At 70.1% G+C, this 26,251-nt stretch carries 16 protein-coding genes and 1 pseudogene; 6 read left to right on the forward strand and 11 right to left on the reverse strand.

Translation table 11 applies throughout. The features are described 5' to 3' along the window. A pseudogene (locus FOE67_RS00835) lies at nucleotides 1-560 on the reverse strand (iron transporter); the annotation flags it as partial. Nucleotides 561-956: 396 nt separating this feature from the next. Between FOE67_RS00835 and FOE67_RS00840 the strand changes: the two are divergent. Further along, a complete protein-coding gene (locus FOE67_RS00840) occupies nucleotides 957-2,183 on the forward strand; it encodes a trypsin-like serine peptidase (RefSeq protein ID WP_182659787.1) in 1,227 nt (408 codons plus the stop codon). 112 nt (nucleotides 2,184-2,295) lie between these two features. On the opposite strand, the gene panD is transcribed toward FOE67_RS00840, so the two are convergent. Beyond that, the gene (gene panD / locus FOE67_RS00845; protein ID WP_182659788.1) at nucleotides 2,296-2,718 is read right to left on the reverse strand and encodes an aspartate 1-decarboxylase; all 423 of its coding nucleotides are present in this window, start codon (nucleotides 2,716-2,718) and stop codon (nucleotides 2,296-2,298) included. Nucleotides 2,719-3,176: 458 nt separating this feature from the next. Here panD and FOE67_RS00850 point away from each other — a divergent pair, with 458 nt between their 5' ends. The 3 genes from FOE67_RS00850 to FOE67_RS00860 are packed head-to-tail and all read left to right on the forward strand — an operon-like array spanning nucleotide 3,177 to nucleotide 7,145. Continuing rightward, nucleotides 3,177-4,019, forward strand: coding sequence for a vWA domain-containing protein (locus FOE67_RS00850; protein ID WP_182659789.1), 843 nt, complete (start codon nucleotides 3,177-3,179; stop codon nucleotides 4,017-4,019). A 25-nt stretch (nucleotides 4,020-4,044) separates the two neighbouring features. Further along, entirely contained in the window at nucleotides 4,045-4,899 is an 855-nt protein-coding gene (locus FOE67_RS00855) for a hypothetical protein (RefSeq protein ID WP_182659790.1), read from the forward strand. Continuing rightward, a complete protein-coding gene (locus FOE67_RS00860; protein WP_182659791.1) occupies nucleotides 4,899-7,145 on the forward strand; it encodes a hypothetical protein in 2,247 nt (748 codons plus the stop codon). Before FOE67_RS00855 ends, FOE67_RS00860 begins: the two co-directional genes overlap by 1 nt. 378 nt (nucleotides 7,146-7,523) lie before the next feature. On the opposite strand, the gene FOE67_RS00865 is transcribed toward FOE67_RS00860, so the two are convergent. Beyond that, nucleotides 7,524-9,500, reverse strand: a complete 1,977-nt coding sequence (locus FOE67_RS00865; RefSeq protein ID WP_182659792.1) for a glycoside hydrolase family 127 protein — start codon at nucleotides 9,498-9,500, stop codon at nucleotides 7,524-7,526. A 300-nt stretch (nucleotides 9,501-9,800) separates the two neighbouring features. Here FOE67_RS00865 and FOE67_RS00870 point away from each other — a divergent pair, with 300 nt between their 5' ends. Next, nucleotides 9,801-10,820, forward strand: coding sequence for a LacI family DNA-binding transcriptional regulator (locus tag FOE67_RS00870; RefSeq protein ID WP_323383973.1), 1,020 nt, complete (start codon nucleotides 9,801-9,803; stop codon nucleotides 10,818-10,820). A 171-nt stretch (nucleotides 10,821-10,991) separates the two neighbouring features. Here FOE67_RS00870 and FOE67_RS00875 read toward each other — a convergent pair whose 3' ends face one another. The 7 genes from FOE67_RS00875 to drmA form a co-directional block, all read right to left on the reverse strand. After that, nucleotides 10,992-12,674 carry a SulP family inorganic anion transporter gene (locus FOE67_RS00875; protein WP_323383975.1) on the reverse strand — a complete coding sequence of 561 codons (1,683 nt, stop codon included), beginning with the start codon at nucleotides 12,672-12,674 and terminating at the stop codon, nucleotides 10,992-10,994. 8 nt (nucleotides 12,675-12,682) lie between these two features. Continuing rightward, nucleotides 12,683-13,360: a GAP family protein gene (locus FOE67_RS00880; RefSeq protein WP_182659794.1), complete on the reverse strand. Its 678-nt coding sequence runs from the start codon at nucleotides 13,358-13,360 to the stop codon at nucleotides 12,683-12,685. Nucleotides 13,361-13,371: 11 nt separating this feature from the next. Beyond that, nucleotides 13,372-14,805 (reverse strand): DUF1254 domain-containing protein, encoded by a 1,434-nt coding sequence (locus tag FOE67_RS00885; protein ID WP_182659795.1) that lies wholly within the window; start codon nucleotides 14,803-14,805, stop codon nucleotides 13,372-13,374. A gap of 156 nt (nucleotides 14,806-14,961) precedes the next feature. Next, nucleotides 14,962-16,554 carry a DUF1254 domain-containing protein gene (locus tag FOE67_RS00890; protein ID WP_228473428.1) on the reverse strand — a complete coding sequence of 531 codons (1,593 nt, stop codon included), beginning with the start codon at nucleotides 16,552-16,554 and terminating at the stop codon, nucleotides 14,962-14,964. Nucleotides 16,555-16,804: 250 nt separating this feature from the next. After that, on the reverse strand, nucleotides 16,805-17,569 hold the full coding sequence (drmC, locus tag FOE67_RS00895; RefSeq protein WP_182659796.1) for a DISARM system phospholipase D-like protein DrmC: 765 nt from the start codon (nucleotides 17,567-17,569) through the stop codon (nucleotides 16,805-16,807). Then, entirely contained in the window at nucleotides 17,566-19,458 is a 1,893-nt protein-coding gene (drmB, locus tag FOE67_RS00900; protein WP_182659797.1) for a DUF1998 domain-containing protein, read from the reverse strand. The genes drmC and drmB overlap by 4 nt, the downstream gene beginning before the upstream one ends. Further along, complete coding sequence (gene drmA / locus FOE67_RS00905) at nucleotides 19,455-23,285, reverse strand: DISARM system helicase DrmA (protein WP_182659798.1); 3,831 nt, start codon at nucleotides 23,283-23,285, stop codon at nucleotides 19,455-19,457. Before drmA ends, drmB begins: the two co-directional genes overlap by 4 nt. Nucleotides 23,286-23,471: 186 nt before the next feature. Here drmA and FOE67_RS00910 point away from each other — a divergent pair, with 186 nt between their 5' ends. Beyond that, nucleotides 23,472-25,643 carry a UvrD-helicase domain-containing protein gene (locus FOE67_RS00910; RefSeq protein ID WP_182659799.1) on the forward strand — a complete coding sequence of 724 codons (2,172 nt, stop codon included), beginning with the start codon at nucleotides 23,472-23,474 and terminating at the stop codon, nucleotides 25,641-25,643. Nucleotides 25,644-25,749: 106 nt separating this feature from the next. On the opposite strand, the gene FOE67_RS00915 is transcribed toward FOE67_RS00910, so the two are convergent. Further along, the coding region (locus tag FOE67_RS00915) for a GreA/GreB family elongation factor (RefSeq protein ID WP_182659800.1) at nucleotides 25,750-26,251 on the reverse strand (502 nt) is incomplete at its 5' end.

Below are 26,251 nucleotides of genomic sequence, written 5' to 3' on the forward strand. Positions count from 1 at the left end.
GTACCGGGGGGCGGGGCCGGCGCGGCGCGGCGGGCGGCCAGGTGCGCGGCCACCCGGCGGGCCGAGTCGGCGACCCGGCCGACGAGTTCGGTCGCGGCGGCGGGTCCCGGCACCCGCCCGTCCGCGTCCCCGGCGGCGCGGTGCGCCGCCTCGCGGGCGAGCAGCGCGGCGAGGGTGACGGCGTCGGGAGCGGCGACGGTCCCCGGTACGTCCTCCAGGACGGGGACGCCGAACCGGTGGTGGCCGGTGGGCGAGCGGTGGGTGATCGGCACCCGCAGCCTCGCCCCGGTGGCCGGCAACGGCAGCGTCACCTCCGTCGCCCCCTCGCCCCCGTCGTCGGTCCCGTCCCCCGGCACACCGTCCGGAAGCGTCTCGCGCAGCCAGCAGCGCAGCAGGTTCTCCACGGCGGCGGCGTCCGCCGCCCGGTCGGCATCCGGGTGCTCCAGCGGGTCCGGGGGGACCGGGCCCCCGCCCCGGGCGGTGCCGGTCCCCGTCTCCGGTGAGCGCCCGGGCCGGGGAAGCTCGGGGTTCGGCCTGACGGAGTGGGGGTGTGGGGTCATGGATCTGCGGCGCCCCGGGACCGGTGACGGGGCGCCTCCCTCCTTCGCGAAGCGGTGGCCGGGTCCGTCCGGACGCCGGTCCGGGGCTCCCGACGGGGAACCCGCGTGTGACATTCCTCCCCCGCTCTCACCACCGACAGACGGGTGAAACGGATCACTCCCCGGGAGAACCCGATCGAGTGGCCCCGGGGGCCGGGAACTTCCCCCGCAATCACCGGGAACCGGACACCCCGCCGGCGCCGTCCATCACCACACCGGCATAGTGGGGGGCGCTCCGGCGGCCCGGAGCGGCGCCGGCACGACCGGCGCGGACCCGGGACGGGAACCGGAAGCGGGATCGTCCGGACAACCGAACATCGGCACGGCACACCGAAACACCTCAGGGGGAGTTCACCCATGGCAAGGATTGGCGGGCGATCCGCGGGGCGTCGCCGGGGCGCGGTCGCGACCGCGGCGGCGACCGTTCTGCTCCTCGGACTCACGGCCTGTGGTCCGGACGACACGGACGACAACGCGGGCGGGGACGAGGCGAAGAACCCGGTCGAGAGCATCCCGCGCGAGGACCGGCTGCGCGAACTGCTCGACAACCTCCCCATCGAGATCGACCCGGAGCTCTGGGAACAGGGCGAGTGGGCGAACTGGGACTCGGACACCTGGCTGCGCGAGGCGGGTCAGTACATCAGCGTCATCATCGAGGACTTCTGGGACGCCGACCGCATGCGCGAGGCCCTGGACCGCGAGAAGGCCATCGATCAGGACGAGATCGACGAGCCGGCCACCCCCGAGCCGGAGGCCCCCGCCGACAACCCGGACGCCGACCGGGGCATCACCGACCCGCAGCCCGCGGTGGTGGAGGCGCAGCCGGCGGCGACGCCGTACAGCGCCAACACCCCGGCCATCGGCAAGGTGTTCATGGACACCCCCGCCGGCACCATGGTCTGCTCCGGCGCCGTCGTCACCGACCCGGACAATCCGGGGCGGTCGAACCTGGTGGCCACCGCCGGACACTGCGTGCACGCCGGCCGGGACGGCGGCTGGTTCCGCAACATCATCTTCGTTCCCGCCTACAACGACCAGGGCCGGAGCCTGGCGGAGAACCCGGACCCGGCGTTCGAGGAGCTCGCCCCCTACGGCACCTTCTGGGCCGAACTGGTCGCCACCACCGACTACTGGGTCGAGCAGGGCACCGAGGAGGGCGGCAACGGCGCCCACCAGGACTTCGCGATGATGCGCGTGGCCGCCGAGGACGGCAGCGGCCGCTCCCTGGAGGAGACGGTCGGCGCCGCCTACGACATCTCCTTCGACGCCCCGGCCGTCTCCGGCATCGGCGGGATCGAGGTCGTCGGCTACCCGGCCGCCGACCCCTACGACGGGCAGGGCATGTTCGTCTGCGCCGACGAGCCGGGCCGGCTGTCCCTGGACGCCGCCGAGCCGGTGATGTACCGCGTCGGCTGCACCATGACCGGTGGTGCCTCGGGCGGTCCGTGGTTGGCCACGGGGGCGAACGGCGCGCAGGAGCTGATCTCCGTCACCTCCATCGGTCCGTTCGACAGCACCTGGCTGGCCGGACCGCGCCTGGAGACCGAGGCACGCGAGGTCTTCGACGAGATCCGCGCCGGCTGAACCGGGGCTCCCCCCGGTCACCCGTTCCCGCATACGGCTGAGGCCGCCCACCACCCCGCGGGGTGGTGGGCGGCCTCAGCCGTATGCGTGCGGGGTGCGCGCGTGGGGGGCGTCAGCCGCGCGGCACCGAGCCCGGGCTCCGGCGCGCGGCCCCGCCGGGCACCGGCTCCCCCGGGTCGCTGCCCAGGTCCACGACCCGGTTGTCGGCGTCCACGTGCACGACCCGCGGCTTCATCGAGCGGGCCTCCTCGTCGGTGACCTGGGCGTAGGCGATGAGGATGACCAGGTCGCCGGGGGCCACCAGACGGGCGGCGGCGCCGTTGATGCCGATGACGCCCGAGCCGCGCTCGCCCTCGATGGTGTAGGTCTCCAGGCGGTTGCCGTTGGTGATGTCGACGATGTGGACCTGCTCGCCCGGCAGGATGTCGGCGGCGTCCAGCAGGTCGGCGTCGACGGTCACGGATCCCACGTAGTGCAGGTCCGCCTGCGTGACGGTGGCCCGGTGGATCTTGGATTTGAACATGGTTCGCAGCACTTTGGACTCCCGGAAGACGGCTCCCTGCCGGCTTTCTGCAGGTCAAGGGCATTCTTCACTCTACACGGCCATGCGTCGGACTCAAACATCGCTTCACTCTGATGAGAAGGCTCCCCGCTTGCGCTTTCGCGCGAACCAGGCTGTCGTAACGCCGCCACATGAGACGTAACCAGTAGGCCGCCCCGCATGTCGTTGATCATTGGCGTCTACCCTGAGGAAAGCGCTGGTCTCGATTCCGGAGACATCGGAACCATCCTCCCCGATACCGAGGAGCACCTGGATCCGAACTCGTCGAGCAGACCGTCCGGCATCAGGTGACCGAACTGCCGGAGCCCATGCCTGACGGCCGATGGAGCAGCATGTGAGTGCCAATTACCTTCCCGGCACCGAGACCATGAAGGCAGTGTGAAGGCACTGGCCATTCGATAAGGTGGTCCCCTTCGCAGCAGGGGGGCACAGTGCCGTACACCGCAGAGATCAGCCGAACCAATCCGGGTTGCTTCGTCTTCCTCGTGGATCAGTCCGCCTCCATGAGCGATCCGATGGGTACCGGTGAGGTCACGCAGCAGCGAGCCAAGGTGGTATCCGACGCGATCAACCGACTACTGACCGAACTGTCCGTCAAGTGCGCCAAGGAAGAAGGCGTACGGGACTACTTCCACGTCGCAGTGATCGGATACGGGCACAATCACGTGGGCTCCGCGTTCCAGGGGGCGCTGGCCGGGCGCGACCTCGTTCCGCTGAGCGAGGTCGCCAACAACCCGGCGCGGGTGGAGAGCCGTACCAAGAAGGTGCCCGATGGCGCCGGCGGCTTGGTCGAGACCTCGGTGCAGTTCCCGGTGTGGATGGACCCGGTGATCAACGGCGGTACGCCCATGACACGCGCCTTCGGTTACGCGGACAGCCTCGTGGCGAATTGGGTCGAGGCGCACCCGAGCAGCTTCCCACCGATCGTGCTCAACCTCACCGACGGCGAGTCCACCGATGGCGACCCCACCAGCGCCGCCATCGCGCTGGCCTCGCACGCCACCGCCGACGGCGCGGTCCTCCTGTTCAACCTTCACGTTTCCGGCAGCGACGGCACACCCGTCACCTTCCCGGACAGTGAGGAGGGCCTGCCGGACACGTACGCTCGGCTGCTGTTCCAGATGTCGAGTGTGCTGCCCAGCCACATGCGCTCTTACGCGGCCTCGCAGGGGCACCGTGTCAGCGAGACCACCCGAGGCTTCGTCTACAACGCGGACATCACCTCTATTGTGGAATTCCTCGACATCGGCACGCGCGCCACCGAGCTGCGCTGACCACCGAGACGGAGCTGCGCTGACCATGGAGGACGTTTCGGCTCTGCCGGAATGCCAGCTGCTGCAGGTACCCAAGGCGGGCAACGCGCTCAAGGAATGCGAGGATGCCGGGCTGTTCTGGTTCGGGGATGCACGGTCCGACGACCATGGCCGTACTGTTCTGCCGTTGTATGCGGCGGTGTCCGACGGCGCCTCGGAGAGCCTGCTCGCGGGTGCCTGGGCGGAGCGCCTCGTCGCGGATACCGTGGAGTCCATGTCCTTCGGTCGTGACTGGTGGGAGGACGTGGACGCGTTTGTCGTCGACCTCATAGGGCGATCCGGGCCGCGCTGGCAGGCGTACCTCGATTGGTACCAAGCGAAGCGCGATGCCAATGGCCGGCCCATCACCTGGTACGAGCAACCCGGCCTGGAGAAGGGCGCCTTCGCGACCGTACTGGGGGCGGAGATCCGAGCCACCGTACCCGATAACGGTAGGACCAATTGGTCCTGGCATGCCTTCGCGCTGGGCGACAGCTGCCTTTTCCACCTACGGAACGGTGTTGTCCGGCGGGCCTTCCCTTTTGAACACGTCGAGGACTTCGGCATCACCCCCCGGCTCCTCGGCAGCCGTAACCACGACACCGCCTTGGTAGCCGAGCGGCTGCAGCTCGCCCACGGCGCCCTGGCGCCAGGCGACGAAGTCTTGCTGGCCAGCGACGCGCTGGCCGCTTGGCTGCTGTCCCCTCACCACGGGCACAAGACCCCGGGCACTCTGCTGGCCACGCTCGCCGAGGTGGGCGATGAGCCCTTCACGGAGTGGGTGGAGGATCAGCGGGGTCGAGGGCTCATGCGCAACGACGACGTGACCCTGATCCGGATAAAGGTAAGAACGGAGGCGTGATGGCTGTGTCCCGCGACGATCGCCCCGTCACCGGAACCAATCGGATCCGGAAGTTCCCCACGGGGGCGAACTACGCGGAGGTCCTGCAGCACCCCGAACTCTGCTTCCGCGACCCCGATCTCCGGCACGGAACTGTCCAACAGAGTGCCGTCCTCGGCCCCAAGGCAATCTCTGGCAACTTCGCCAGCGTCTTCTCCATCACCGCTCGAGACGGGCAGCGCTACGCGTTGAAGTGTTTCACCCGGGACACCTCCGCCATCGGCACCCGCTACACCGTGATCAGCACCGCCCTGCGTGCACTCGACACCGGCAGCCTCTCCCAGCCGTGGCCCGTGCGCTTCGAGTTCTTGGAACAGGGCGTGCTGGTCCTCGGCGACTGGTTCCCCGTGCTCCGGATGGCGTGGGTGCGGGGCACCGACCTCATCTCCTGGATCGACCGCCACCACCACGACCCCACCGCCGTTCACACCCTTGCCGACCGCTTCCTCGCGATGACGGGCGACCTGGAGGACAACGGCATCGCCCACGGCGACCTGCAGCACGGAAACATCCTCGTGGCGGAGGATGGCACCCTCCGGCTTGTCGACTACGACGGCATGTACGTCCCCGCACTCAAGGGCGAGGTGGCGACCGAGAACGGCCACCGCAACTACCAGTCGCCACAGCGCGGCGCCGCTGACTTCGGGCCCGCCATGGATCGCTTCTCGACCTGGCTCATCCACCTCTCCCTGCTCGCCGTCGCCACGGATCCCAGCCTGTGGAACCAGCTCCACGAGCCCCAGGGCGAGTACCTGATTCTCTCCGAATCCGACCTCAGGTCTCCGGCGACTTCGCTGGCCTGGCCCCTGCTTCTCGGCCACTCCGACCAACGGCTCCGCACAGCGGCGGCCCGTGTCCAAGGCTTCCTCGGGCAACCCTGCTCTACGCTGCCCCGCCTCACAGCCGACACGCTCACATCCCCCACCTCACGCCACAAGCGGAAGGCCGGCACCACAACTCCGACCACCACTGGCACTACGAGGGGCGCGACCGACCCGGCGACCCCACATTTCGGGACCCTCCCGGCCTGGATGGTGGACCGCATGGCATCCGCCACCGCCGCAGCGGTGCCGACCCCTCCGGCCCTCGCCCCCACAGGCTTCACCGGGCGCCGCCCTCGCGATCTGACGGCCGCGGCCGCGGCCCTGCTGAGCACTGCCGCCCCCGGCGTACTCTCGGTCACCACCGGCCAGCCGGAGGGCTACCTGCCTGCCGCCCAGGGGGCCGCCTTGCTCGCTTCCGCTGCCGTGATCGGCATAGGCCGACGACTCAGGCCGGAGTATCGGACCGCCCACCAACGCATTCGGGAGCTGCGCCGACGGGCTCGCGAACTCAAGGACCCGGCGGGCGCCCACCAGCGGCTGGAGCAGGAGATGCAGAAGCTGGATGACGCCACTGCCAAGGAGGGCGCAGTCGCCGACAAGCGCATCCGGACCCTTCAGACCGACCTGCGTGTCGGACTGGCCCGCATCACCATGGAACTGAACCGCCGCACCGACCAGCCCCACAAGCGCAAGGCGGAGCTGTCTGCCAGAGAGCAGAACATGATCGCCGCTGCGCTGGAACCTGCGGTGCGCCGGCACGTCGAGGCGAAGCTACGCGCCACCTCGATCCAGGAAGCACGGTCACTGCCGAACATGGGCGCCAAGACAGTCGGGGCTCTGATGCGGGCTGGTATCCGCACTGCTGCTGACTTCACGGGCGTGTCCTACTCCCAGAGCCAGGGTACCGGGAACCGTGTCGCCTACTTCATCCACGCCGGCGGCCACTACATCCGCGTGCCCGGCGTGGGTGAAGCGCGGGCGAGCGCCCTCGACGCGTGGCGCCGCTCCCTGGAGCAACGGGCCAGGACCTCCGCACCCGCCAAGCTGCCCGGGCCCGCCCTGGCAAGGATTCGCGCGGAGATCGCCACCTTGCGAGCGCGGTACGACCGGGAAATAAAGCAGGCGGAGAGCAAAGCCCAACAGGACCGGGACGTCCTGCAGAAGCGGATCACCGACGAACGGCAGCGACTCACGGCCGACCGCCAGCAGCGCGCTATGGAGACCCAGCGCAAGCGTGCCGACCTGTTACAACGCCAGAAGCAACTGAGCGGTGCCGAGGCGGAACGAGCGAGAATGACAGGCGCACTCAGCACCGCACGGACGGAGACCCGTCGCAACCTCGGTGTCCGGAAATACCTCACATTCCTGTTGACGGGCCACTAACCGGGCCGAGATGAATATGCCGCGTGGGCAGAGCTGCACGAGAGTTGGGGCACGCAATCAAGGCAGATGGTGACATCAGGTCATCAGAGGCCCCAGCACGACAGGTGGCATCTTCACGAACGTGGAGGAAGCGGACTTGGCGCCTCATCAACTTCGCTGCGCAGGTCACGTTCATAGACCGTTTCTTCCCAGTCTCCGTGTGGCAACTGCTTCAGCATTCGGTGAGCTGGGTAAAGGCGAGCAGCCCCCCCCCGCCCTGGTCCATACGGTTCGGCCGGGCGGGGATCCGGGATTTCTCCCGGGCCGGGACCATGAGCCCGGCTCCGGTCGGCGGGGTCCGCGACGCCCCGGGCCGGGCGCTCGGCCCCCGGGAGGGGATCAGCGCGTGGGGAGCCAGACGCGCATGGCGCCGTCCCCACGGTTGGCCCACGCGTAGTAGGGGATGGCGGTCAGTTCGACGGGCTCGCCGTCCGTGGCGGGGGTCGGGCTCCCCTGAGAGGTGTACGGCCACCAGCCCGGGTCGGTGATGCGTCGTCGGTGTCCGGCGGCCGTGATCGTCGTGACGCCGCCGAGGAGGTCGGGGCGGTGCTTCTCGGTGAGCGGCCGGGTGGGGTCGAGGACGATGTCGTCCAGGCCGCCGGGGTGGTCGACACCTTCCAGGCAGTGGACGAGCGGGCCGCGCTCGATCGCGACACATCCGCGCACGGCGTCCACCCGCGGGTCGGCGGCGGTGAGGCGGGGCCTCATGGACAGTTCGAGGGTGATGCGGTCACCCGGCGCCCAAGGGCCCCGGAGCCGCAGCCAACCCTCGGAGACGGGTGCGTCCGCCGAGTCGTGAACCGTCCCTCCGCTGTGGACCCGAAAGGCGTCGCACCACCGGGGGACGCGGAGCGACAGCGTCCAGGACCGGTCGGCCGGGGCCTGTTCGACGGTCAGGGCGATGGTCCCCCGCCAGGGGTAGTCGGTCTCGGCGCGGACGGTGACGGGCGCACCGTCGAGGTGGGCCGTGTAACGGCCGGTGACGTACTGGTGGATCTGGAGGCCGTCGGCATCGGCGGAGGCCAGGTAGTGCTCCAGCGAGGCCAACAGCCGCATGACGTTGGGCGGGCAGCACGCGCAGCGGAACCAACGGGTGCGACGGGCCGCCTGGTCCCCGTCGGTGTCGGTGTGACCGTCGCGGACCTGGAGCGGATTGACGTACAGCCAGCGTTCCCCGTCCAGGGAGACGCCCGACAGGAAGCCGTTGTAGAGGGTGCGCTCGATCAGGTCGGAGTAACGGGCCTCCCCGGTGAGCAGGGCCATCCGCAGGCTCCATTGAACGGAGGCGATGGCGGCGCAGGTCTCGCAGTAGGCGCGGTCGTTCGGCAGTTCGTACGGACTGCCGAAGGCCTCCCCGTCATGGCGGGCTCCGAGTCCTCCGGTGATGTGGGTCCTGGTGCGGGTCATGTCCTCCCAGAGCCGTTCCGCGGCGGCGCGCAGCCCGGTGTCCCCCGTCTCGGTCGCCAGGTCGGTGACGCCGGCCAGCAGGTAGAGCTGGCGTACGGCGTGGCCCTCGACGCTCGTCGCCTCGCGAACGGGGACGCGGTCCTGGCAGTACGCCTCGCCGCCGTGCAGGCCGTGTCCGAAGCGGTCGACGAAGTAGCCGGCGAGGTCCAGGTAGCGGCGTTCGCCGGTCTCCCGGTACAGCTCGACCAGGGCGGTCTCGACCTCGGGGTGCGCGTCGATGCCGTCGATCGGTTTGCCGCTGCCGGGCGGACCGAACACGGAGTCGATGTGGTCGGCGAACCTCACCGCCACATCGAGGAGTTCGGTGCGGCCGGTCGCCCTGTGGTGAGCCACCGCGGCCTGCATCAGGTGCCCGGCGCAGTACAACTCGTGGCTCCAGCGCAGGTTGGCGTAGCGCTCGCCCTTGTCGAGGAGTTGGAACCAGGTGTTGAGGTAGCCGTCCGGTTGCGGGGCATCGGCGACGAGGGAGACGATGCGCTCCACCTCGGCCGCCAGCCGGCCGCCGTCCTCGGGGGGCCGTCGGGACAGTTGCCAGGAAGCGGCTTCCAACCACTTGTACACGTCCGAGTCCATGAACGGGTAATCCCCGCGGAACGCGCCCTCGGCCGTGCCCGCCGCGACCCGCAGGTTCTGCAGGTTTCCGGCGGACTCCAGAAGCCCGGGGCCCTGCGGGATCGAGGTGCGCGCGTTCACCTCCCGTCGGGTGAACCAGAAACCGGCGCTCACCTCGGCCGCCGCGAGGACGAGGGCGGCCCCGGATTTCGGACCGAGGCGGATCGGGCCGGCGGGGAACGGGCCCCGCCCGGAGGAGGGCGCGGAAGGGGGCACGGCTGAACCCGGGCTGGACATGGCTCTCCCGAAAGGTGGACGCGAGGCGATCGCCGATCCGGCGCTCCCGGGGGCCGTGTCGCTCCACGGATCTGCGGACGGATGACCACCGTCCACCGTGACGCCGGGAGCGAGTCGACTCACCCGAGCAACAAATGAGCAATCGTTTTCCTGAAAGGAACATAGAAACCCCGGGAGTCCGGGTCAAGAGCTGCGGCCACGGTGCGGCTTCCTCATCTTCCGTGCGTGGCAGACTGGTCGGGGACGGGCAACGGCAGGAGGATGCGGGGTCCGGATCCTCGAACAGGAAAAGGTTTGCGCGTGACCACGGATGCGGATTCCCCGCCGGCCGGGCGGGCCCGGCTCGCCGATGTCGCCCGACTCGCGGGCGTCAGCGTCGGAACGGCCTCCAAGGCCCTGAGCGGCAACGGCCGGATGCGCCCCGAGACGCGGCAGCGGGTCCTGGACGCCGTGGAGACGCTCGGCTTCCGCCCCAACCACCACGCGCGGACGCTGCACACCGGTCGCAGTTGGACGGTCGGACTGGTGACGACCGATGGCATCGGCCGCTTCAGCACCCCGGTGCTCCTCGGTGCGGAGGACGCGCTCGGGGAGGGGAGGATCTCCGTGCTGCTGTGCGACACCCGGGGTGATGCCATCCGTGAGCAGCACCACCTGCGCAACCTCATGGACCGCCGGGTGGACGGCATCATCGTGACCGGACGGCGCACCGATCCGCGGTCGCCGTTGAGGGGCGTCGAGCCGATACCGACGGTCTACGCGTTGTCGCCCTCCACGGACCCGGAGGACATGTCCGTGGTCTCCGACGACGGGAACGGGGTGACCCTGGCCATCGAGCACCTGTTGGCGACCGGGCGCACCCGGATCGCCCACATCACGGGGCCCGCGCATCACGCGGCCGCCCGGGACCGGGCCCGGTTCACCGTCGAACTGCTCGCGGCCTCCGGGCTGGAGCCGGCCACCGGCCGGGTTCACTTCGGCGAGTGGAGCGAGGCCTGGGGCCGGCGCGCCGTGGAAGCTCTCCTGCGCACCGCGCCCGACACGGACGCCCTGTTCTGCGGGAACGACCAGATCGCCCGGGGCGCCGCCGACGCCCTGCGCGAGAAGGGCGTGAACGTCCCCGGGCGGGTCTCGATCGTGGGTTGGGACAACTGGGACACCATGGCCCTGGCCTGTCGTCCGCCGCTCACCACGATTGACGGCAACCTCGCCGAGGTCGGCCGGCGGGCAGCCCTGCGCCTGCTCGACGCCATCGCTTCCCGGCCCGAGCCCGGGGTGCGCGCCGTTTCCTGTCGGCTCGTCGTCCGGGAGTCCAGCTGAGGGGGCACCGCGCCCCCGGGTGGTGTCGACCGCCCTCATTTCTCCACCGCCGCCGCTGCCGTCGTGGTGCCGACCGAGCACCTCCGGCGGCCTTCGGGCCCGATTGCCGTACTCCCCCCCATGGGTGCCGGGAGGCGGGGGCGAGAGGACCGCGAACGCGGTAGGAGCGAGTCACCCGCCGCTCTCCGCCGCGTCGACCGCCGCTCGCACGGTGGGATACACCCGTCGCAACTCCTCCTCGGCCCCGGCGGTGCGCAGCACGTCCCTCACCTGCCCCACATCGCGGGCGATCAGGAGGCGGACTCCGAGATCCCCCAGGTCCCCGGCCAGGTTGTCGAGCATGCGCACGGCGCCGACGTCGATGAAGGGGACCGTTTCGGCGTCGATCACGACCGCTCCCACCCCTTTTCGAGCAGCTGCCCGTCGGACCTCGGACCGGATCCGCTCGGCATTGGCGAAGTAGATGCCGCCCTCGACACGCAGCACGACCACCCCGGGGATCCCGCGGCTCTCGGCGTGTCTGTCGAGCGCCGCGAAGTGGCCGTTCCCGGGCATCCGACCCAGCTCGCTGATCTGCGGACGCGAGGAGCGGTAAAGGAGCAGGAGCAGGGAGGCGCCGATGCCGATGAACAGGCCGGGCAACGTGCCGAACACCATTACCCCGAGCAGCGCCGTGACCGCGGCGATGAAATCGGGCCGCGCGGCGACACCGTAGGCCCGGCCGAGGCGACGGGTGAAGACGCGGTACAGGGAGAGGATCGAGCGGGGGTCGACCAGTTCGACCACCGCGGCGATCACCACCGCCGCGAGCACCGCCTCGGGGAGCTTCTCGAAGAGACCGGTGAGGAAGAGGAGCGTGATCACGGTCAGGACGGCCGCGACGATCCCGGAGAGTTGGGTGCGGGCGCCCGCCGAGCGGTTGACGGCGGTCTTCGAGAGGCTGCCGTTGACGACCATGCCACCGGACAGACCGGCTCCCACTCCGGCGGCCCCCAGCCCGATCAGCTCGCGGTTGGCGTCGATCCCGTAGTGGTCACGAGCGGCATAGGTCTTCGCCGCCCCCAGTCCCTCGGCGAAGGCGACGAGCAGTACGCCCATGCTGCCGGCCGCGAGGAGCCCGAGGTCGCCGAGCCCGATATCGGGGAAGCCGAGAGAGGGCAGGCCGGCCTCGATGCCGCCGACGACCTCCACCCCGTGACGCTCCAGGTCGAGGGTGGTGGAGGCGACGATCCCCGCCACCACCGCGATGAGGGAGCCGGGGACGATCGGGGCGACACGCCTGAGAACGATGATCAGAGTGAGGGCGGTGAGACCGACCAGGAGGGTGGGGCCATTGGTTCCGCCGAGGTCTTCGATCAGAGCGGGGATCCTCTCGAAGAAGTCACCCGACCCACCCTCCACACCGAACAGCTTCGGCAGTTGGCCGGCGATGATCGTCAGCGCCAAGCCGATGATGAAGCCCTTCAGCACGGGCTCGGAGATGAAGTTGGCGAGGAATCCGAGACGCAGGAGGCCGGCGAGGAGGGCCGCGATGCCCACCGTGAGGGCCAGGGCCGCCGTCATCGCCGTGAAGTTCGCGCCCGAACCCGCCGCGGCGTCCCCGACGATCGCCGCCGAGAGCGCCGCCGTCGCCGCCATCGGCCCGACGATCAGGTGTCTGGAACCGCCGAAGGCGGCATAGAGGATCAGCGCCGCCGGTGCGGCGTAGAGACCGACGACGGGCGAGACGCCGGCGATCGTCGCGTAGGCGAGCGCCTCGGGCACCAGGACCGCCCACACGGTCATCCCGGCCAGTGCGTCCCGTGCCGGCCACCGCCACCGGTAACCCCGCACCGAGGGGAACAACCGGAACACGCGCGCCCTCAGGAGGAGAGATCGCTGATGGCGCCACCCACCAGCTTCGCGGCGAGCAGCAGACAGATCACGCTCACGATCGCCGAGTTGTGCCTCTCCATCCAGAGTTTGAGACCGTCGAGGATGTGCCGCGAGCGCTCCTTGAGCGCGAAGTAGAGCACGATCGGTGTGCCGGTCCCCAGTGCCCCGATCACGACGAAGACCGCGAGCGCCACGGCCTGCCCCCCGGCGGACGCGTCCGTCCGCGCGATCGTTGCCGCGGCGGCGATCACGAGCAGCAGGTTCTTCGGGTTGAGTGCGGACAACACGATCCCGAGGACTCCCGCCCTGACGGGTGTGAAGGAGTCGACCGCGTGCATCCATTTCGGCAGCGCCGGCTCCTCGTCGCCGCGCGGCCGCTCGCGCCAGTGCTTCACCGCCACCCACAGCAGCAGCGCGCCGAGCGCCAGGTCCAGTGCGCTGACCCAACCGGCCGGCTCCCCCTGCTCGCCAGGGCCCGCGCCACCGGATACCAGCAGCACGATCGTGCCGACCAGGGCCAGGCCCAGGACCCATCCCAGGAGCAGCGCCGGCCCGTTGGAGCGTGCCCGTGGGGTGACGAGCATCAGCACCACCCCGATGATCGGGAACGGGCTCAGCGCCACACCGACGCCGTACGCCAGGATCTGTCCGATGGCCTCGCCCACGACCGTCTACCTCACGCCGGTTCGATCTCGCCCGGCCGCCAGCTCTGATCGAACCAGCTTTCGAGCGGACCGTAGAGCCGCAGGATGGTGAACCATCCCTTGCCGGGGATCGTCCGTACCCAGTTCGCCTCCCTGCCCTGCGGCGCGGTCGGGCCGAACCGGATGATCGTGTCGCCGTTGTCCTCGGCACGCACGGCGTCCGAGAGGCTGTGCACGCTGGGGTAGGGGTCCTCGGTGCGCAGCAGCGACCGGGTCTGGGTGTCGTAGACGTCGATGGCCCAGAAGTTCTTCGCCGGGATGTTCTCGGGGAGGGTGAGCGTGTAGCTCCTCCCGCCGTCGAGCCAGGCGCCGGTGGAGTCCTCCGCGGTGTAGGCGTACTGCGAACCGGCTCCGACCGCTGCCGCCGCCATGGCCGGCGTGATCACGAGCGCCGCGTAGTGGAACATGGCACGGGCGTCCAGCAGACGCGCGCCCTGCGGCGAGAGGAACTCGTGGTTCCTCGAGGGGAACATGTTCTTCCAGGAGCTTCCCGGATAGTAGTAGAACGCCGGGTCCCGCGGTTTGTAGATCAGCGTGCGCACGAGACCCGAGCCGATCCGCGCGGCGGTGTCGAGGATCGAGCGCATGCGGTCGTCCGGCCGGAAGGGCTCCCCGGGAACCATGCCGATCGAGGCGAGCCGGCCCGCGCGCTCGGGGTCGAGCGTCCCGGGCGGCTCCTGCTGGACGATCTCGTCGAGCTCCCCGAAGAACGAGAAGTCGTTCGCCGGGATCATGGCGAAGTCCGTGTCGGCGAAGTTGACGAAGCGCTGCTCCGGCGGGTCCGCCGCGGCCGAGAGGGGGTACATCCGCGTCGTGAGCAGGCTCTCGACGCCCCCCAGCACGCGGAACAGCACGTAGCAGGAGAAGGTCGAGGCCCGCGAGACGAAGTAACCGTCCGGGACCTCCCCGTCGTGGTCCGGGGGCAGGAAGAGGTACTTGCCTCCCTTGCCCTCGTCGGGACCGGCGATCCCCATGTCGGCGACGTAGCGCTGCCACATGTCGTTGACGACGCTGAGCGAGCCCTCCGGCACCTCGATCACGATCGGACCGTCCCGGTCGAGCGCCAGGAAGGTCATTCCGTAGGTCGTTTCCGTGTTTCCCGTCAACAGCCTCGGTGCCGAGGTACACCGCGGCGCCGTGTAGCCGATCGTGCGGGAGTCGATGCCGAGGCTCAGCAGTCCGCGCCGCATCGCCACCAGGGTGGCACCGGGCTGGCAGTCGAGGAAGATGTCGATCCCGCGCAACAGGTCCAGGGCGTCATAGCCGCGGGTGACCGTGTCGGGCAGGGGCAGGCCGTCGAAGAACTCCATCGGTCCGAAGACCGTCTCCAGCCGGTCCGGGATACCGATCGATGCCAGGGTCTCGTCCGAGACGCCCGGGCTGGGCGCGTCACTCACGTCGGGCATGGTGGGTGTCCTCCTCGGGGGGTCGTTCGTCGGGAACCGCGTTCCGGTCGTTCCTCACGCCGGGCGTCGGGCGTGCCCTCCACTGCACCGGCTCGGTGGTGTGAACCGCCGACCCGCGCCGGGCTCCTCGCGTGTTCGCACCACCGCTGTACACGGTCAGCGCACCGCCTCGATCTCGCCCGGGCGCCAGGTCTTGTCGAAGAACGGTCCCAGGGGGCTGTAGAGCCTCAGAACCACGAACCACCCCCGGCCCGGCAGGGTTTGGATCCAGTTGCCCTCCGGCACGCCGTCGGGTCGCCCGGGCCCGAAGTGCACCGTGGTCGTGCCATCCGTGTCGGCGACCGCCGCCGGCCCCGGATAGCCCTGGCTACCGGCCCGGGGAAACCGCTGCGGCGTGTCGATCATCGATCGCGTCTGGTTGTCGTAGACGGTGCACGACCAGAACCGGGCGGCGGGGATGTCCGGGGGGAGTACCAGACGGTAGTGCTTGCCGCCCTCCAGGGCCCGGCCCTCCCGGTCCGCGAAGGAGAACAGGTATTGCGAGCCGACACCGGTCAGCCGGGTGGCGAACGTCGGGCTGATGCCCACGGCCAGGTACCACCACCAGGACCGCAGGTTCAGCTTCCGGGCGCCGGTGCTCGGACGGGGCTCGACGCCCCGGTCGGTGATGTCCGCGGGCGGGGTCATGAAGTCGTAGCCGGAGGCGAGCAGGCCGTTGACCCAGCGGGAGGACGCGCCGTAGAAATGGGCCCCCTCGGACGGGCGCGGGCGGCAGGCCAGGGTACGGGCCGTGGCGTTCCCGACCGCGGCCGCCTCGGCGAGGATCTTCCGCATCCGCGTGTCCGGGGCGAAGGGCTCCCCCTTGACGATCCCGATCGCGGCCAGCGGGCCCGCGATCTCGGGGTCGAGCGCCCCGGCCGCCTGATCCTGCACCAGCTCGTTCGCGAAGTCGAAGTAGGTCGCGTCCGCGGGTGGGACCGTGTTCAGGGGAAGGCCGGTGCCCTCGACGAAGCGGGGCGGGTCGGTCCGTCGGAGCGCGGCGGTCCAGGTCTCCGCGGTCCACGGCAGCGGCGGGGCCGTGCCCCCGGTGACGATCTCCGCGACGGAGGTTCCGTACAGCCCCGGGACGTAGCGGTGGATGCGCAGACCTTCCCTGACCCTCTTCACCGCCGGCCCGGGGTCGTCACCCTCCAGGAACGCCCGCCCGCCCAGGATGAGTCGCGTGGTGCGGACCCGATGGGTGAAGAACCCCCCCTCGGGGAGGGGTCCGTCATAGCCGGGCGGCACGAAGAGGTAGGAGCCGCCGGTCCCCCGATCGGGGCCGGGCATACCCGGGTCCGTGACCCAGCGGAACCACAGGTCGTTGACGAAACTGAGGGTGAGGGGCGGCATCTCCACCACCACCGGCCCCTCCGTCAGGTCGAGGAACGTGACGAAGTAGACGGTGTCCGCGTTCCCGGTCAGCAGGACCGTCCCGGGGTCCATGAACTCCGAGAAGAGCAGAACGTCGTGGTCCTCGATCCCCGCGTCGAGGAATCCCCTGCGTGCCGCCCACAGGTTGACCCCGGAGTAGGCGTCGAGGAACGCGCGCACGCCGTGCGCCCGGTCCAGGTGCTCGTAGAGGCGGTCGGCGGTCTCGTCGGTGGGTACACCGAGCGGGAATTCGAGGGTGCCCAGGTGGGTCTCGACACGCTCGGGCGTCGAGACCGCTTCCATGGTCTCCCGGGGGATTCGAGTGGTGTGCAGCAAGGGATCGCTCCGTTCCGAACAAAGGCTCCTTGCCGACCATGGGCCCGCCTCCCACCGGTCGCCATCGCACCCGGGCCATCGGAGGGACCCGGGAGCCCGGCGGTGGGGGCGCCTCGCCCCGGGGTCGCGGCACACCGCGACCGGCGGGAACGGTCGCGGCTTCGACCCTCGTCCCGGGAACGGCGGATTCCGTTCCCGGCCGCCGGCGTGTTCACCGTGGCGAACCGGGAACCGGCATGCGAGGGAGCGCTCACGGATGGAGCCGTTGGAGTACACCCAGGCGTTGCAGGTCCACGATGTGTTCCGCCGCCCGTTGCGGTGCCTCCCCACCCCTTATCAGAACACCCGCCTCGATATTGCGATGGGCCGCCGCCTCGGTCAGATTGGCGCTGCCCAAGAACAACGTGCGGCGGTCGGCCACGGCGACCTTGGCGTGTTGCCGAGAGGGGGATCGCCCGGCCGGGACGCGGGCCCAGTGCCACAGGGTCAAGCCCGGCACTGCGGTGAAGGCCTCGGCCGGCTCACGGCCCCGGAGAAGCCCTCTCGCACCGGCCAGGGTTTCCACCACGGCGTGGATTCTCACGCCGCGCTCCGCGGCCGCCGTGAGCGTTCGGGTCAGGGCTGGGTACGGCCGGGCCGCGTAGGTCATGAGCAACAACTCGGCCCGGGCCTCGTCGATGATCTCGACCAGGACCCGGGCGGTCGCCCGCACGGGCACGGCCGGTGTCGAGGGGCCGCTCCACACGGTGCGGACGCGCACGTCGTCCCTGGCCCGGAGCACGGCCGCGATGTAACCCCGTATGTAGGCCGCTGCCTCCGGAAGGGGAATCGTGTGTGTCTCGATCGCGTCGTACAGCTTCGTCACGGCTTCCGCGACTTCGGGGGCGGCCAGTTCGATCAGGACCCGTTCCCTGCCCCGGCACCGGGCCAGAAGGCCGACGAGATCCTTGCTCCGAACCGGACCCAGGGCCGCGACGGCCTCCGCCGCCGCGACCTCGAAGTCCTCCCGGCTCACGGCAGGAGAGCGGCCGGGGTCAGTACCAACTCCTCGGCACCGCACAACGGAACGATGAATCGACGGTCGAGGAACCGGTTGCCGCGCTCGCAGGTGGTTTCGGAGACGAAGAGACAGACGTGGCAGGCCGCTCCGTGCAGGTAGTCGTCCGGCGGGTGAGGCAGACGCTCGGAACAGAGCGGGTCGGCGGAGCAGCGTTCGGCGTCGGCCAGGGCACGGCGGACGATTCGGCCGAACCGCCCTTCCCCCGCCAGGGAGACCAATCCACCGAGCGTGCCCTCGGAGTCGGGAACAGCGGTGTAGATCAGGATGCCCGCCCTCGGGTGCTGTGCGTCACCGGCGTAGACGCGCTCTGCCAAAGAGGCAGAGCCGTAACCACATTCGAGGGCGATGGTGCGGATCAGCAGGTGTGAAAGGGTGTGCAGGGCGATGTAGCGGGTACCGGGCCACCCGTGGAAGGGATCGAAGTCGCTGGTCTTCCGATCCGACTTGCGGTTGGTCCGGAACCGGCCGTATGCCTCCCGGTGGGCCCGCATCTGCGGTGAGTTCTCCACCCGCGTCACCCACTTCGCCATGAGGTCGTCGCGCACCCGGAGGAAGATCCCCTCCCCGCGCACCTCGGCGGCCGGGACCCAGTTCTGCGTGCCCCGGGAGAGCTCGACGCGGGTCGCGATCTCCGGTGACTCGGGGTCCGGGGCGTCGAGTCGGGTGAAGCCGATCAGGGCACGGGCCTCGCGCAGCCGCTCGGCCTGTCGCAGGTCCGAGAAGAGTTCGTCCAACGGGGCCGGCACGGGAACCGCCCTGAGCGCGAAGTCGTCATCGGGCGGGGCGATCGGGCCGGAGAGGGCGTCCCACTCGGGTCCGAAGAGGTCGGCCTGGACATCGGGGGCGGAGGGCACCGGCCCGGTGGCGCCCTCTTTCCGCGTGACGATCGCGGTGAAGAGGGTGTCGGCGTCGAATTCCCGGAGGAAGGCGAACCGGGTCAGCCGGGCGAGGAAAGCGAGTTCACGAGGGTCCTCGACCTTCTCCAGTTCCGGCCAGTGGTCGTCGAGGAGTTTGTCGATGTCGCCCCCCTTCGCCTTGGGCAGGGCGAGTGTGCTGAGGGTGATCGGGAACCATTGGTTGGAGGCACCCGCGACCATCAGGACCGGGTCCCGATCACAGCCGTTCCGCTCGTAGGCGCCCAGGTGCGGATGGCGACCACGACATCGGGGCAGGTGACGGCGGCCGCGGCCACCCATCGCCTCACGGATGTTGCGCTTCGCCCCACAGGCGACACACTCAAGGGTGACATTGGCCGCCTGGTTGCCACCGTGGTCCTTCATGCGCAGCTTGGGCCGCGGCATTTTCCCGCAGTTCTGCCCGTGGTGGACGTATGGGGTGTAGGGAAATTCGTCGAGGTGACCGTCGGCGCAGACGAGGGTGAAACGGGCGGCCACGGCGAGTGGCTTACCGCGCTTGCAGTCGTGCACGAACCTGGCCTCGTGCGGGGCTCGGGGATTGGAATTGACGAAGGTGAACTCGTCGGAGTCGATGGCGGCGAGTACGTTGCAGGCGGTGCAACGCAGCCATTGCGGGAACGGCGCCACGGGCACGCCGACCCCCTGGGCCGCCCGGCCCCTCGGGTCGGTGTCGCCACCCTCCAGCCAGGGAGCCGCCCGCAACTGCTCGATTCGACGGCGCCCATGGCGCTGGAGCGAACGGTTGACGGCGGCGCGCAATCGGGGTTCGTCGATGTCGTGGTCGGTGATGCCCGCATGGCTCCAGGAATCCAGCCCTCGGACGAGGACGGAGAAGTTCGGCAGGTCGACCAGGGACCCGACTCCGCTGGTGAACATGAGGTGGCTGGGGCGGACCGCCCCGACCCTGCGGTTGCTCCGGATGCTCATCGCCGTGCCCTCCCGGCCGTGCCCGTCGTGGTGGAGCCGTACTCGTCGCTGTCCACACCATCCGTGCCGACCACCGAGTCCTCATCCGTCCCGGTGGCGACCGTCCCGAAGCTCCACTCCGGACCGCCGCCCGACGGGTCCTCGATGAGCGCCTCGCCGCCGGGCAGGAGAAGGTTGATCTCGTTTTCCGTCTCGCGCATCGACATACCGACGGTCAGTTCGGTCCACCGTGATCCGTCCGCACGCCGCAGCAGCCCGTTGACGACGGTGGTTTTGTGTTTCTCCTTGCGATAGCCGAGGGCCGAACTGCTCTCGTCGCGCTTGCGGCGCCACTCATCCTTCAGCCGGTCCAGGCGTTCGCCCAGGTACTGACGGGACAACCCGCCTCCCACCCGGTCGGCGCGTTCCAGCAATCGGCGCTCGACCTCCTGCGCGAGGGGGCCGTCGAGGTCCACGTGGTGGGCGTCCAGGTTCCGCGAGGTGGCGTGGTCCGCGTGCCGCAACGCGGCCGTGTAGGTGGCGGCGACCCCCCGATCGAGGGCTCGACGGGTGAAGGGGGTGACGGACAGGGACTCGACCCTGCGGTAGAAGGTGGCGTGATAGTGCTCGAAGTCCTCGTAGTGGGCGAGGTCCCGGGGGCGTGACCAGTTGTAGAGGATCACGACGAGACCGGGGCGCGAGGGATCACGGCCGACCCGGGAGGACGCCTGGATGTACTCGGCGGTGTTTTTCGGCTGCCCGACGACCAGCATCAGGCCGAACCGGGAGACGTCCACACCCACCTGCAGCATGGAGGTGGCGAGGACGACGTCCACCGCCTGCCTGGCTCCGGGAGTCATGGCGGCGCGGGGTTCGCGTTTCTCCCTCATGGCGGCCCCGTACTCCCGCAGGAAGGCACGTCGCCGTGCCGAGGTGTCCCGGTCGGGGTCGAAGGCCGTCTCCAGACGCTTGAGGGAGGCTCCGATCTCGAAGGAGGAAATGCGCGAGGTCAGTTCCTGGATGCCGAGCATGCCGGTGTTGCTCACGATGCGGTCGGACAGGGTGGCCTGTCCTCGGCGGCTGCCGTTGGAGCGCACCCGGGTCGTGATGTCGTCGTCCATGTAACGACGCATGCCGGCCAGTTCCCGGGTCGCGTTGAAGTAGCCGACCAGGGTCATGTACGGGTCCGCCGGTGAGCCGTAATCGTCGAAGAGCTGTTGCCCGGCCAGTAGCAGGATCTCGGCGACCCGGATCTCGGCGGCCTTGAGGCGGGTGCCGTGCGCGCACACGCCGAGGTACCGCCGTCCGGGGGCGGTACGACTCAGTTCGACCTGCCGTGAGAAGAACGTGTCGCCGGCATCGAGTACCTGCGGCGGGAAGATGGCGACCTTGCGTGCGAAGACGCCGCGTACCTGTTCGGCGGCCCGCTTGGTGGTGGCCGTCGAGGCGACGATCTTCGGTCCGATCTCGTGGCGGCCCCGGGCGTCGGTGAAGCTCCAGGTGCACAGTTGATCGACCGCCGCCTCGAAGAGGCCGACGGTGGTGCCGAGGGCACCGGAGATCAGGTGCAGCTCGTCCTGGATGATCAGATCGGGAGGCCGCAGACGGGTCACCGGTTGTGCGGTGACGCCGGGCAGGTTTCCCCTGGCGTTGTGCCGACTGCCGCATCCGGTTCTGATGTCCAGATCGTCGTGGCGGTAGCCGTGGCGGGGGCACAGCTCGGTAACCCTACCGAACAACAGGCCCGCATAGCCGTTCCAGGGAAGTTGGGCGAACTTGTCCACCGTGGCGATCAGCAGGGAGGGCGCGAGCCGGTAGATCTCCTCGTCGACGGTGAGTACCGGAATGCCCTCCCCCGGCGACTCGCGGCGGGAGAAGGGACAGCGGTCCTCCCCCTCCCCTCGCGGGCAGTACAGCAGAACGCGGCGTCGCCCCTCGTCGTACTCCATGCAGGAGCGGGCCGTCAGCCCCGTTCCGCACCACGGGCAGGTGAGAAGCTGGAGGACGCGGGCGTGCTTGTCGCTCGCGCTCTCCTTCGCCTCGGCGATCTGTTCCCTGGCCTCGTCGAACCAGTTGGGCGAAACCGAGACGCCGACCCACAGCCCGATGCGGAAAGGGGTGGCGCCCCAGCGTGCGTCCCGGGCGAATTCCTCACGGCGTAGCACCTCACAGGCACCGACCAGCGCGGCGGCCCGCTGGAACTGCTGGGCGGTCAGCAGACGCAGGGTGTAGCGCATGAGGACTCCGACGCCCGCCCCACCGTCGCGTGCCTCCGTGCCGGTACCGATCGTGCCCTGTAGGCGTCGCAGCGCGAAGGTGTAGGCGGCCAGGCCGAGATACGCCTCGGTCTTGCCACCGCCGGTGGGGAAGAACAGCAGGTCGACGAGGGCCTCACGGCCGGTGCCCCGGTGCTGGTGGTCGGGCCGGGTGAGAGAGGCGAGGTTGAGGAGAACGAAGGCGAGCTGGAAGGGGCGCCAGGCGGCGGCCTCCTTGCCCCGGGCGTGGATCTCCTCGTACGCCTCCCGGTAGGAGGCACGATCGTCCTCCCGTCCGGCGCGGGCGGCGGTGATCGCGGTGTTGCGGCGTTGAAGCGCCATGGCGCGATTGACGAACCGGAAGGCCTCCAGCGCGGTGTCGTCCGCCATGAGGGTGTCGATGCCGAGGGTGATGCGATCGCAGATCTCCAGTGCCTGCCCATGGGCGGCGTCGGCCGACTCCCTCAGGTTTTCCGGGAGTTCACGGGCCCTGGCGTGTTGTTGTTCGAGCCAGCCAGCGTAACCGTCGGCGAGCGGGGCGAGGGCGGTGGCGAGTTCGTTCCGGCGGACGGGTACCGCGAGCGCGGCGAGTTCGTCCATCCCGAGTTCGAGCCCGCGGAGCAGCTCCTGCTCCTCCGGGTTCGGTGCCCGGGTGTCCCGCACGTCGCACTCCGGGAGCCAGGTGGTGGTGAGGCGGTGCGCGTTGCGTTCGCCCTCCCGTACCCGGGCGTGCACGGCGATGTTGCGGCCCTTGGCGTGGCCGAGGCTGTCCCGGTACAGGAGTCGGAGCCTGCGTTCCTCGGGATCGGCGGGGTCGTTCTTCCGGTTCGCGGGGTCGAGTGGATCGTCGATCGGGAGAAAGACCGCCGCCCGGTCGTCGGGGAAGGCGGTGACGTCGATCTCCGTTTGGAAGAGCCAGTGGGCGTCTCGCGCCTCGGCGCTGTCCTCCTGCTCGTTGACCAGGGCCAACTCGACGACCCGCAGGTCCTCGCCACCGACCCGACCGGTATGGCGGCGCACCTGGATGTGGAGTGCAGCGTCTCCTCCGTCGAGCGGGACGGACCTGTCCGCGGTCTCCGCCACGTCGATGTCCACCACGTGCTCAACGGGCTCGCGCGCCCAGACCCGGGAGGTGGCGCCGCGCTCCCCGACCTCCTCCGTCTGCGTGTAGCGCCCCCAGCGCACGGTGGCGCTGAGCGTACCGACGGATGCGGGGACCGTGAAGGACATCCCCATCGACGCGGCCCGGATGTGACCGGCGGCCTGCGGGGTCAACCGGTCCCGCGGTTCGGTGTCGTCACCCTCCTGGTCCTCGCCGGACTCCCCGTCCGCGCTCTGGGCGGCGGCGAGGGCGATCCCCTCCCTGGTGACGGCCCGGGGACGGGGGCCGAGCATACCGACCAGGTACCGGTCGCGAGGGCCGGAGGAGGCTTTCGGCAGGGTTTCGGTCTCCCCGTCCCAGGGCCCCAGCAGATCCCGGCGGATGTAGGTGACCAGTTCCTCCCGCACCTCGCGGGAGTCCCCGGCACGGAAGGTCTGGGGCACCTCGTCCAAGGGGTGCGGAACGACATCCCGGGCGGGCTGGGGCGGCATGCGGTGGGTCCTTCCGGACGGATCCGACGAGGCACGGGGGAGACGGCCGTGCGACAGCACCTGAACAATAGGGCGTTGACTCAGTTCACACAACAAGAATCGGACACTCTGTCGCTACGGCCACCGGCGTCTCTAGGCTGACCCCGACCACTCGCCATCCCGCCATCCCGCCATCCGAGGACGCCGATGCCCCGACTCGCTCTCTCCGACGATTTCGTCACGGACCTCGTCTCGTTGCAGAGGCCTATCCAGAAGGAGGTGGGGGACGCGATCCAGATGTTCCGGAGCATGACGGTCCCCCAACTCCACGCGAGCAAGGGCATGCACCTGGAGAAGCTGGAGCGGTCCCGCGACCCCCGGATCCGCACGATCCGGATCACCAGGTCCTATCGGGGCGTGCTGCTGGCCCCGGACGACGGCAGCGATCTGTTCACCCTCCTGCGGGTCGCGCCGCACGACGAGGCGATCAACTGGGCCTGCAAGCGCGCCTACTCGGTCAACGGTGCGACCGGCGGCCTGGAGGTGCGCAACATCGAGGCTCTCGAGCAGATGGAGACCTACTTCGAGTCGAAGGCGGACACCACTCCCACCCGGCTCTTCGAGAAGCACTCCGACACCGTTCTGCGCGACCTGGGCATCGATGATCAGGTCCTGCGGCTGGCGCGTGTCTGCGTCACGGCCGATGACCTGAAGGTCATGACCCCGCCCATGATGCCCGCCGACCAGTACGAGGTGCTGGAGTTCCTGGCGGCCGGCTACTCCCCGAAGGATGTCTGGGAACAACTGATCGCCCCCCGGGGGCAGACCGTGCGCGCGGCGGAGGACCGGCCGAAGGTCACCCTCACCGAGGCGATCCTCAACACTCCCAATCGGATCGTGGAGGTGACGGGCCCGGGGGAGTTGGAGCGGATCCTCACCGAGGATCTCACCCGTTGGCGGATCTTCCTCCATCCCGCCCAGCGTCGTTACGCCTACCATCCCGGTTTCAACGGGCCCGCCCAGGTGACCGGCGGCCCCGGCACCGGCAAAACGGTGGTCGCCCTGCACCGGGTACGACACCTGCTGCGCACGGGCGGCGGGAATGACCGGATTCTGTTGACCACCTTCACCAACGCCATGGCCGCCGCCCTGCGTGACAGCCTCGCGTTGTTGCTCGGTGATGCCGACGCCCACTTGCTGGAGCGCGTCGATGTCACCACAGTGGACTCACTCGCGGCGCGCGTCATCCGGGAGGCGAGGGGCGGCTCCCCCAAGCCCCTCTCGGCCGCGGCCGAGAAGAGCGCCTGGACCCGCGCCATGGCCCAGGAGGGCCTTCCGTGGGACGAACAGTTCCTCTCCCGGGAGTTCCGCAACGTCGTCCTGGCACAGGGACTGCGCACACCCGAGGAGTACCTGCGTTGTGTGCGGCGGGGGCGCGGCATTCCGATCGGGCGGGTGCAGCGAGCGCGCCTGTGGCGGGTCATGGAGCGGTTCACGGCGGACCTCGCCTCGCGTGACGCCGCGACGTACACGCAGTTGTGCGACGAGGCGGCACGCCTCCTCGTGGGGAGTCCTCCGCGCTACCGCCACGTGGTCGTGGACGAGGCGCAGGACCTGCATCCGGCCCAGTGGCGGGTGTTGCGCGCCTGCGCGGGCGCGCACGCCGACGACATGTTCCTGGTGGGCGACCCTCATCAACGCATCTACGATTCCCGTGTCTCGCTGCGCTCCCTGGGGATCGATGTCCGAGGGCGCACCTCCCGGCTCCGTCTGAACTACCGCAGCACGGAGGAGATCCTGCGCTGGTCCGCCTCTCTTCTCGACGGTCGGCCGGTCGGCCGGCTCGGCGAGGACGACGACGAGGACGGAGGTCGGGACTCCCTGCGCGGCTACCGGTCGCAGTTGCACGGTCGTGCCCCGACGGCGCGCGGGTACGGCAGCCAGGACGAGGAACTGCGGGCCCTGGTCGAGCAGGTGCGCACCTGGATCGAGCAGGACGGGGTGAAGCCGTCCGAGGTGGCGGTGTGCGCCCGGTTCAACACGGTGGTCGACGCGGTCATCCGCCGATTGCGGCGGGAGCGCGTCCCGGCCGTGGCGGTCAAGGACAACCCCGGGCCGGAGGTGTCCGGGGTGCGGGTGGCCACCATGCACGCGATGAAGGGACTGGAGTTCCGGTGTGTGGCCGTGGTGGGGGTGACAGCCGGGGTGCTGCCGTTCGCCCCGCAGGTGACGCCGGTCGAGGTCGACCCCCTGCAACACCAGTCCGATCTGTTGGCCGAGCACTGCCTGCTGTTCGTGGCGTGCACGCGGGCCCGCGACGCGCTGGCGATCTCGTGGAGCGGTGAGCGCAGCCGCATGTTGGACCCCGTGGTTTCCTGAGGCCCGCCCGGGGGCGGGCCCGGCCCCCGGGGCTCCGCTTCGCATTCGGGGATCGGGAGCCGAAACGCCGCCGGGGGTTCCTGCGGGATTTCGGCTCCCGATGGGATCAGGCCCGGATCTCCCGCACGACGACGGTCCGGGTCCCGCCCGGCAGGGGCTCGTACGAGACCTCCCCACCCGTCGGCTGCCACATCAACGCCTGTCCCAGCGGTGACGAGGGGGAGATGGTCTCCGTCTCCCCCTCGGTTCCCGTCTCCTCCTCCGGCAGCTCGGCGATGGTGTAGACGGCCCCCTCATCGAGCCGCCCGTCGAATTCGAGGACGAGCAACGTGCCGGGATGCACCACCCGGGGCGCGCCCCCCGTTTCCGTGATCCCCACCGCGTCGAGGAAGTCCCGCAGGAACTCGACCCGCCTCGTGTGACGTTCCCTCCGCTCGGTTCGGGTCCTACGGAGGAACACGAGGTTCGCCGCGTCCGCGTCCACGGGTGTCTCCTCGGGTGCTTCGATGGCCGCCTGCAATCCCTGCATCTCGCGCACCAGTCGGTGGAAGGCGGCGGCCGGGATCTCCCCCACCGGGAAGGGGCCCCGGGGTCCGGGCGTGTCTCTT

The sequence above is a fragment of the Streptomyces calidiresistens genome (assembly GCF_014141525.1).
GTDB classification, from domain to species: Bacteria; Actinomycetota; Actinomycetes; order Streptomycetales; family Streptomycetaceae; genus Streptomyces; species Streptomyces calidiresistens.

Coding starts and splice junctions, on each gene's coding strand:
- FOE67_RS00840 (WP_182659787.1), top strand. CDS start 957: ATGGCAAGGATTGGCGGGCGATCCGCGGGGCGTCGCCGGGGCGCGGTC.
- FOE67_RS00855 (WP_182659790.1), top strand. CDS start 4,045: ATGGAGGACGTTTCGGCTCTGCCGGAATGCCAGCTGCTGCAGGTACCC.
- FOE67_RS00860 (WP_182659791.1), top strand. CDS start 4,899: ATGGCTGTGTCCCGCGACGATCGCCCCGTCACCGGAACCAATCGGATC.
- FOE67_RS00865 (WP_182659792.1), bottom strand. CDS start 9,500: ATGTCCAGCCCGGGTTCAGCCGTGCCCCCTTCCGCGCCCTCCTCCGGG.
- FOE67_RS00885 (WP_182659795.1), bottom strand. CDS start 14,805: ATGCCCGACGTGAGTGACGCGCCCAGCCCGGGCGTCTCGGACGAGACC.
- drmB (WP_182659797.1), bottom strand. CDS start 19,458: ATGAGCATCCGGAGCAACCGCAGGGTCGGGGCGGTCCGCCCCAGCCAC.
- drmA (WP_182659798.1), bottom strand. CDS start 23,285: ATGCCGCCCCAGCCCGCCCGGGATGTCGTTCCGCACCCCTTGGACGAG.
- FOE67_RS00910 (WP_182659799.1), top strand. CDS start 23,472: ATGCCCCGACTCGCTCTCTCCGACGATTTCGTCACGGACCTCGTCTCG.